This window comes from Occallatibacter sp., from assembly GCF_049802275.1.
Classification (GTDB): domain Bacteria; phylum Acidobacteriota; class Terriglobia; order Terriglobales; family Acidobacteriaceae; genus Telmatobacter.
This window is the reverse complement of the sequence record NZ_JBARMD010000689.1, coordinates 1-3,422: the sequence shown is the minus strand read 5'-3', so window position 1 is coordinate 3,422 and position 3,422 is coordinate 1. Positions and strand designations below refer to the sequence as shown.

General features: G+C 59.0%; 2 protein-coding genes and 1 pseudogene. 2 read left to right on the top strand and 1 reads right to left on the bottom strand.

Annotated elements, in window-relative coordinates; all coding sequences use genetic code 11:
- Nucleotides 1–81: 81 nt before the first annotated feature.
- Entirely contained in the window at nt 82–2,169 is a 2,088-nt protein-coding gene (locus tag WA354_RS23310; RefSeq protein WP_472815421.1) for a PP2C family protein-serine/threonine phosphatase, read from the top strand.
- A 214-nt stretch (nt 2,170–2,383) separates the two neighbouring features.
- Here WA354_RS23310 and WA354_RS23305 read toward each other — a convergent pair whose 3' ends face one another.
- Complete coding sequence (locus tag WA354_RS23305) at nt 2,384–2,737, bottom strand: hypothetical protein (RefSeq protein ID WP_472815420.1); 354 nt, start codon at nt 2,735–2,737, stop codon at nt 2,384–2,386.
- A 338-nt stretch (nt 2,738–3,075) separates the two neighbouring features.
- On the opposite strand from WA354_RS23305, the pseudogene WA354_RS23300 reads away from it, so the two are divergent.
- Nucleotides 3,076–3,422 (top strand): annotated as a pseudogene (locus WA354_RS23300) (M3 family metallopeptidase); the annotation flags it as partial.

Below are 3,422 nucleotides of genomic sequence, written 5' to 3'. Positions count from 1 at the left end.
GCGCAAAGAACCTTCCAAACCATACGATTCAATGCGTATAGTGCGAGAAAGCGGCTTTCCCTGCACGCAAGAGGTCCGGCAATGGCACGTGGTTTTCGTTGCTTCGTCCTATCCATGGTGGTTGGTGGGTTTGGCATTCTGTCTCAAGCGCAGCCTGCTGCCGCGCCGAGCGCGCAGGTTGTTCGCCTGGGCGACAGCGTGGTGGCGCTGAATGGCCCATGGAAGTTCAATATCGGCGATTCGCTGATCGATCCGGCGACGGACAAGCCGTTTTGGGCCGAGCCGGGTTTTGATGACTCACGGTGGGAGACGGTTGACCTGACGCCGAGCGGAGCTGTGGATCCGATATCTGGATTGTCGGATTTTGTACCGGGATGGACAGCAAGAGGTCATCGGGGTTACTGGGGCTATGCGTGGTATCGAATTCACGTACACGTCGAAACCAAGCCCGGGGTCAAGCTCGCAATTGCAGGGCCCTCGAATGTTGACGACGCCTACCAGGCATTTTTCAACGGGTCGCTGCTGGGGAGTTTCGGAGATTTTTCGAGCGCCCGGCCGATAATCTATTACACCCAGCCGGTCATGCTAATGTTGCCTGACACTTCGGGCAATGGTGCCATCGAGCAGAACTCAGCGAAGCCCGACGGGCAGGTGATCGCGTTCCGGTTCTGGATGGAAGCGAACACCCTTCTGCAAGGGGACGATGTGGGCGGGATGCACACCGCGCCGCTGCTGGGCCAGGCCGGTGCAGTGATGGCTCGACATCAGATGCGCTGGCTTGAACTGGTTCGGTCGTACATTCTGTCACCTATCCAGGCATTTGTGTTTGGCCTTCTCGGATTGGTCGCCTGCAGCCTGATGCTCTTCGACCGCACGGATCGCGTCTATCTCTGGATTGGGATGATCCTCATTACGTCTTCGGTCAGCTACGCGGTGCAGGCCGTCGGTTCGTGGACAGAGTGGATAGGGGCACTGCCGCTGACCATTTTCACCGACGTCATCATCGTTCCACTCACTTATGCGGGATGGGTAATGGTGTGGCGAGTCTGGTTTCGCTTGCGAAGGCCAAGATGGATGCCATCGGCGCTCGCAGTTCTTGTAGTGCTTCTCATGGTTTCAAATGCGCTGGGTGACAACATTTTCTACAACTTTGTCTCGCAGCCGGTCAGCCTTGCCTTTCATCTGACTGCAATTGCAGTCAGGGTGGTTCTCGCAATTCTCATGCTCACCAACGTCTACCTCGGTATTCGCGAGCAAGGGTTGGAAGGGTGGCTGGTTCTGCCTGCAACCCTGTTCGCGGCGGTTGGGGGGCTCCGCGCGGAGCTGGGCTACCTGCACATTCATCTCAACTGGCTCATTCTTGGCACAGAGATTACTCTGACGCAGTTGGCAAGCCTTCTGCTGGTGGCCACGGTGGCGGTGCTGTTGCTACGACGTTTGTTGACGTCTCTGCGAATACAGCGGCAGATGGCGCTGGATGTGCGACAGGCGCAGGAGGTACAGCAGGTGATTCTGCCGGAGGGCCGCACGACGTTGCCGGGACTTGCAATCGAAAGTGAGTATCACCCAGCGCGCGAGGTTGGCGGAGACTTCTTCCAGATCATTCCGCACGCGACAGACGGCAGTTTGCTGATTGTGGCTGGAGATGTCACGGGCAAGGGGCTCAAGGCAGGAATGCTGGTGGCGCTGCTGGTCGGGGCGATCCGCAGCACCGCAGAATTGAATGCTCAACCGGAGTTTGTGCTGCGCGCTCTGAATCGCCGCCTGTTGGGCCGCGGTGACGCGCAGGCAACCTGCCTCGCACTGCGGATTGATGCGGATGGACGCGCGATGCTGGCGAACGCCGGGCATATGCCGCCTTACCTGAACGGGCACCTGGTGGCCGTGGAAGGCACATTGCCGCTGGGAATGAAGGATGGCGCGGAGATTTCCGTGATGCGGTTCAATCTGAAGGAACAGGATCGGCTGGTGCTGCTCTCTGACGGTGTCGCGGAAGCAATGGACGCCGATGGCCATCTTTTTGGCTTTGAGCGCGTGGAGGAGTTGCTGCGCACTGCCAGGAGCGCCTCTGAAGTGGCCATCGCGGCACAGAGCTTCGGCCAGGCAGACGACATCAGCGTGATCTCTGTGACCCGCACTGCCGGCGTGATGGCGGAAGCCGTGGTCTAGGTTTTGCCAAATTGCGATTGGTGCCAAGTGAATGTTTCTGCGGGATAAGCCCGATTGGACCATTGGGTGCGTGTTGCGGGATTGTCGTGGAGCGGCCCCGTGCGTTCGTTGTCGAACGGGACTCGCTTGAGTGATTTACTGTCAACTACCGAGCGATGAAACGCCCGACTCCATCTCCACGAATTCCCCAAGTGCCCAAGCCGTTTTCGCTGCGTCACGCTAAATGGTACTGCTCGTCTACGGGGTCGAACACCAGCACGTAGCCCTCGTCTTCAGCCATCGTGACGCACATGCGCTTCACACCCACGCCAGTCCACGATTCCTCACTGGTATTGCAGATGTTGACTCTCTCCCAATGCTGTTCAACGAGGCAGAGGCGCATTGAGTCCGGATACGTGCGGATCACGTCAGCGGGGAGCGGACTCCCTATTGCACCCGCCGCAACTTCGTACACATAACCTGCGATTTGATGCTCGAGCTCACGGCGAAGGCGTTGGAAGAAGTCTTTGTCAGAAGCATCGGGGTTGGAAGTGGCCTGCTGCATCGCGATATTGTAAGCGTCGCGCAACCTAAGGAACTGAGGCGCTCGGAGTGACAGTGTTGATGAAGGGGAGGGTCGGGAACATCTGAGGACAGACAATGCCCTTCTTAAGCCTTTGAGATTGGACCGAAGAAGAGCAACCGCAGTCTTGCATGGCTCTTTGCGCCACCCGAGACCATGAAAATCGGGTGGGAGCGTGCTTTCCCACCCTTGCTGCGCAAGGATGGGGCACCCAGTTTTGATCGAGGCATGGGAATTTTCAGGGCAGATTCCTCGACTCCCGTTGGTCGCTCGGAATGACAGAGAGGATGAGCGGGAGATCCTGGGCCCGATGTGGCAACCTAGGACTGGAGGTTGTTTTCATTATGCTGGTTGAAACTGTCGCTGCGGCTCAGGTTACCAACGATATTCATGCGTGGGAGGCAGGCGGAGCTTCGTCTCCTGACGCGCTTGCGGCCTGGGTCGGCGCGCGGCTTGCGGCGCATGAGGCTGCACTCGCCGCTCTGCTCGCGGTTGAGGGTCCGCGCACCGTGGAGAACACGCTGCGACTCTACGATGCGGCCATCGAACATCTGGCGCTGGCGGGTGCGCAGGCAGGCGTGCTGAATTCTGTTGCTGCCGATAAGGCCGTGCGCGACCAGGCGCAGATGGAAGCGCAACGCGTGGCGATGACGGGCAGCGCGCTGAGCCTGAATCGCGGGGTGTACGACGC